Annotated in this window: 3 protein-coding genes; 1 reads left to right on the forward strand and 2 read right to left on the reverse strand. The window is 31.2% G+C overall.

From position 1 onward, the window contains the following. Both WBY99_RS02310 and WBY99_RS02315 read right to left on the reverse strand, forming a co-directional pair. On the reverse strand, nucleotides 1-665 hold a 665-nt coding region (locus WBY99_RS02310), incomplete at its 3' end, for a DoxX family protein (protein ID WP_423974735.1). Nucleotides 666-685: 20 nt separating this feature from the next. Then, nucleotides 686-1,234, reverse strand: a complete 549-nt coding sequence (locus WBY99_RS02315; RefSeq protein WP_423974736.1) for a DUF1599 domain-containing protein — start codon at nucleotides 1,232-1,234, stop codon at nucleotides 686-688. An 81-nt stretch (nucleotides 1,235-1,315) separates the two neighbouring features. Between WBY99_RS02315 and folP the strand changes: the two genes are divergently transcribed. Then, nucleotides 1,316-2,170 (forward strand): dihydropteroate synthase, encoded by an 855-nt coding sequence (gene folP / locus WBY99_RS02320; RefSeq protein WP_423974737.1) that lies wholly within the window; start codon nucleotides 1,316-1,318, stop codon nucleotides 2,168-2,170. Nucleotides 2,171-2,191 lie beyond the last annotated feature (21 nt).

A 2,191-nucleotide genomic window follows, 5' to 3' on the forward strand; every position in this document is an offset into this window, starting at 1 on the left:
TAATCGTCTTGATTTACCTTTAAAATCTCACCCGTTTTTTCATTTTTTAAAGAATAGAAAGTTTTGTATTCCGACGGATCTTTTTCAATTTTAGATTTCTCGGCATTTAAATCGGTCCCAATTTTATAATGTCTAAAATCAATTAAAGGTTCGTGAGCAATTCCCCAATAAATAACAAAAACCATTATTATAAAGGCAAATACAGAAAGATATTTTTTAAAATTAGATTTCGTTTCATTTTCATTAAAATCTTTTTTATAAAGAATCCATAAGATGATTAATCCGATTAATAGAACAATGTCCTTCCAGAAACTTTGCCAAGGTGCCATTTTCAAAGCATCGCCAAAACAACCACAATCTGTTACTACATTGAAATAAGCCGAATAAAAAGTAAGAAAAGCAAAGAAAACGCATAAAGCAATTAATAATGAAAGCGTGATTTTAAGACGAGTTTTTATTAATAATAAAAATCCTAAAACCAACTCGAAAACTACAACTACGATTGCCAACAAAAGTGCCTGTTTTTCTAAAAACGGAATATTGAAAACGGAAGGCGAAAAATATTCTTCCAGTTTAAATGAAAATCCCACTGCATCTACGGCTTTCACAAAACCAGATGCAATAAAAATTAAAGCAATTACAATCCTAAGTATATTTTTCAACATTTCAATTAAATTATTGTGGTTTATAATTTTTTTTCTTCAGAGAATTTAATCAAACAAAATACCGCATAATTCAGCATATCAAAATAATTCGCATCAATTCCTTCTGAAACTAAAGTTGCTCCGGCGTTGTCTTCTATTTGCTTGGTTCTCAGTACTTTTTGGTAAATTAAATCGGTGATTGAAGAAATTCGCATTTCGCGCCAAGCTTCTCCGTAATCATGATTTTTTTTCAACATTAATTCTTTGGCTTCGTTTGCAAATTGGTCATAAAGACTTAGAATTTCGTTTTTGTCTTGTTTAAAATCATCGGCAAAACCTTTCTCTAATTGAATAAGTCCGATAATCGAATAATTCACAATTGCGATAAAATTTTCCTCTTCACTTTCGCCCACTTTTGAAATTTTCGTGGTTTGAAAATTGCGAAGGCTTTTTACTTTAATAAAAATTTGATCGGTTAAAGACGACGTTCTTAAAACCCGAAAAGAGGCGCCATAATCCGACAGTTTATTACTGAATAATTCCCGGCAGACTTTAATAACTTCGTCGAACTGTTTTGATGTTTTTTGCATAAGATTTCTAAACTTTTCAAAGATAAGAATTTCGTTTGAGAGTTATCGGTTGATCTTTGGTAGAAATTGTATTTTTGTCAAATGAATACTGAAATTTCGAAACTTCAATCTTCCAACTTTTCAACTCTAAATTGCCGCGGTCATTTAGTCGATTTATCGAAACCCAAAATCATGGGAATTCTTAATCTAACGCCAGATTCTTTTTCGGATGGTGGTAAATTTAATAATGAAAATTCGGCTTTAAAACAGGTTGAAAAAATGTTGAATGAAGGTGCAGAAATCATCGACATTGGTGCACAATCTACAAGACCGAACGCCGAATTTCTTTCCGCAAAAGAAGAAATTTTAAGAATAGGAAATTTAATTTCAATCATAAAAAAAGAATTTCCCGATGCATTAATTTCTCTTGATACTTTTTATGCTGAAGTGGTGAAATTTGGTTTTAACGAAGGAATCGATATTATTAATGATATTTCCGGCGGAAACTTTGATGATAAAATGTTCGAAACTGCTGGCGAAACTGCACTTCCTTACATTTTAATGCATATTAATCCAACTTACAAATCGATGCATGAAAGATTGATTAAGGATGATATTATTTTAAGTATCAATCAATATTTTTCAGAAAAAATTCAAGAATTAAGAAGTCTTGGCGTGAAAGATATTATCATGGATCCAGGTTTTGGATTTGGAAAAACGGTGGAACAGCAACATCAAATGATCGATGAGTTAGAGTTCATCGGTTTTGGGAAATATCCTTTGTTGATCGGCATTTCCCGAAAATCTTTTATTTATAAACCTTTAGGAAAAAATCCTTTAGATATTAATGAAGAAACCCAAAAACTTCATTTAAAAATTCTGGAAAAAGGTGCGAAAATTCTGCGTGTTCATGATGTTGCAGAAACGGCAAAAGTGATTGAGCTTTTGGGTAAGTGAGTTTTTGAAAGTAAGAAAATT

It is taken from the genome of Kaistella sp. (genome assembly GCF_049588135.1).
Classification (GTDB): domain Bacteria; phylum Bacteroidota; class Bacteroidia; order Flavobacteriales; family Weeksellaceae; genus Kaistella.